2 protein-coding genes are annotated in these 2,425 nt (G+C 57.5%); one reads left to right on the top strand and one right to left on the bottom strand.

The annotated features are described in order from the left end of the window. Positions 1-251: 251 nt before the first annotated feature. A complete protein-coding gene (locus AC1D06_RS42405) occupies positions 252-1,709 on the bottom strand; it encodes a carotenoid oxygenase family protein (RefSeq protein ID WP_477991547.1) in 1,458 nt (485 codons plus the stop codon). A 101-nt stretch (positions 1,710-1,810) separates the two neighbouring features. Here AC1D06_RS42405 and AC1D06_RS42400 point away from each other — a divergent pair. Next, a partial coding sequence (locus AC1D06_RS42400; RefSeq protein ID WP_477991546.1) for a TetR/AcrR family transcriptional regulator occupies positions 1,811-2,425 on the top strand: 615 nt, incomplete at its 3' end.

The following is a 2,425-nucleotide window of genomic DNA, read 5'->3' as shown; positions in this document are numbered from 1 at the left end:
GCGTAGAACTCGGCCAGGCGTTGGGGATTGGAACTTTCGAATGCGACATGGTGCAGATAGGCACCCGCGCGGACGGCAGTAAGGGCCATCGCTTCCTCCATTTGGTTTTCCTTCTTTTATCATTTTTTGATAATTATGCAATATGTCTATAGCGAATTTTTCCATTTTTCCTTTGGGARTGCATAAATAACCCCGCAAAAAGCAATCGGCCCGGAACGATGCCCGGGCCGATTACCTGCCGGGAGGCATTGTCAGGCGGCAGCGGGAACCCAGTTGCCATGCAGCGACATGCGTAGCCGGAACGGCAGCTTCACTGTCGCGATCGGTCCTTCGTCGAGATGCTGTGCATCCAGGACCAAAAGATCCGTCGCCATCTCGGCGAGACGATTGGCCAGTGCGATCACATAGCCCTCGCCTTCCGCGGCATCTTTCGACTTCGGCACGAAGATCGGCTCCTGAAACGAGGTTGTGGGATTGCCGAACCAGATCTTCGACTTCCGTGTCGTGACATCGACATGGGCCAGAATATTCATGAATTGGAAGGGCGGCGGACCGAGCTTCTCGAAATCATATGGTCGGGTCGGATCGAACCCGATTACGAAGCCGTGTTTGTAGGGCCGGCCCATGTAGCGGTCGTCGCTGCGAGGGAACTCGCATATGAAGTCCGTCAGCGCGCTGGCTTCGAGGCTGTTGCCCGCCTTGTTCATGTCGAAGGTCCAGCGTGTCATCTGCGACCGTAGCGTCTCCGGCGGCGGCACGCGGCCATCGGCTTGGGGGAAGAAATAGAAGATGTTGCCCGACGTGACCGGCATGTCGACATAGATYCGCCCGYGGCCATCGTCGAAGGCATTGAGCGTATGCCCCTGGAATCCATTCGGCGCCGTGAACCAGCGGACGTCAGCCGCATCGCCATTGCGCGGCAGCACGCCGAACAGTTGGTCGAGCCCCGGCTGCCACTGGAAATGCCGGCCGCCRCTCYTGATACGGTCGATGTCAGCGGTCAGCGGCATGAGCGGGAAGATTACATGGTTTTCCGTGACCGCGAAGTCGTGGATCATCGCSGCATAGGGACCCCGGATCCAGACCTCCCGCTTCTTCCGGCCGTCCYKGTCGATCTCGTAATAGACGATATCGGGCGTCGCATCGCCCTTGGCTTCATAGGCGAAACAGAGCAGGTCWCCGGATTCGRGATCGATCTTGGGATGGGCAGTGAAAGTGACACTGGTGAGCTGGCCGTTGAAGTCGTAAAGACCRATCGTCTCCAWGGTCWMGGGATCGAGCGCATAGGGYGGGCTGTCTTCCTTGAGCGCCAGGAGCTTGCCGTGGTGGACGATCACATTGGTGTTGGCGGTGGAATTSGACACACCGGCAACSGACGGATCGTTGGTGTGGACATTACGATAGACGCCGTGCAGCGAACGCCGCTGTGCCCTCTGGGCCTTAAGCCGCTCGGTCATCACGTAGCGACGCTTGAAATCCACATGCCCGTYGGCGAAGGTAAAGGCKTGGATRCAGCCGTCGCCGTTGAAGAAAATGTCGTCGCCCAGCATCGGCGGATACTGCGGATCCGGCGCCACTTGGTAGAACGTACCATTGATCTCGGTCGGCAGCTGCCCCTCGACGACGAGATCGAAGACGTCACCCTCGAACCGGACCGGAACATAGAGCCCGCCGGCAAATTCTGCGGTGTTTGGAAAAKTTGTCGTCATATGGCTCCTCCSAAGTGTACAGAMCAGTACGGTTATGGTAGTAAGCATGCTGGTGAATTTTGTCAACGATAACCGTACTGATCTGTACACATTAGGTTCGCATGAGGGTAAAAAGTCATCTGATCCGTCAGCGCATTCTTGAAATCGCCGGTGSGCTTTTCGTGCAGCATGGTTTTGGAACCGTCAGCATGTCGCAAGTCGCCGCGATMCTGGGYGGGTCRAAATCGACGCTCTACAGTCATTTCAAGTCTAAAGARGCCCTGTTCGAGGCTTACGTTGTCGAGGCCGGAAGGGAGCGYTTTGCGAAACTTTCGGAGATCGATGCAACCAASGGCGATGCCGAGRTGGTTCTGACCGAATTGGGCCGGGCCTTTCTCAGTCTCCTGCTTTCGCCCGCGGTGCTGGCGGTTAATCGGCTGGTCATTGCCGAGGCACAGCGCTTCCCGGCAATCGGGCAGATCTTCTACGAGCGAGGACCTCGTCAGACCATCGACCGAATGGTCGCAGTGATGCAGGTGCTTTCCACTCGCGGCCTGATCGAAACAGAGAACATCCTTATGGCCGCCTTCACCTTCAAGGCAATGACGGAAACCGATCTCTACGAAAAATGCCTTTGGGGTCTGGAGGCTGTGCCAGGCGCGGATGCCATCATCGTGGCTGTCGAAGCGGCGGTTGCCGCCTTCATGGACCGCTACGGTACAGGTGCCAAAAAGGCC

It is taken from the genome of Rhizobium sp. P2_G2 (assembly GCF_056403555.1).
The sequence above is the reverse complement of the archived record's forward strand: the minus strand, read 5'-3'. Positions and strand labels throughout refer to the sequence as shown.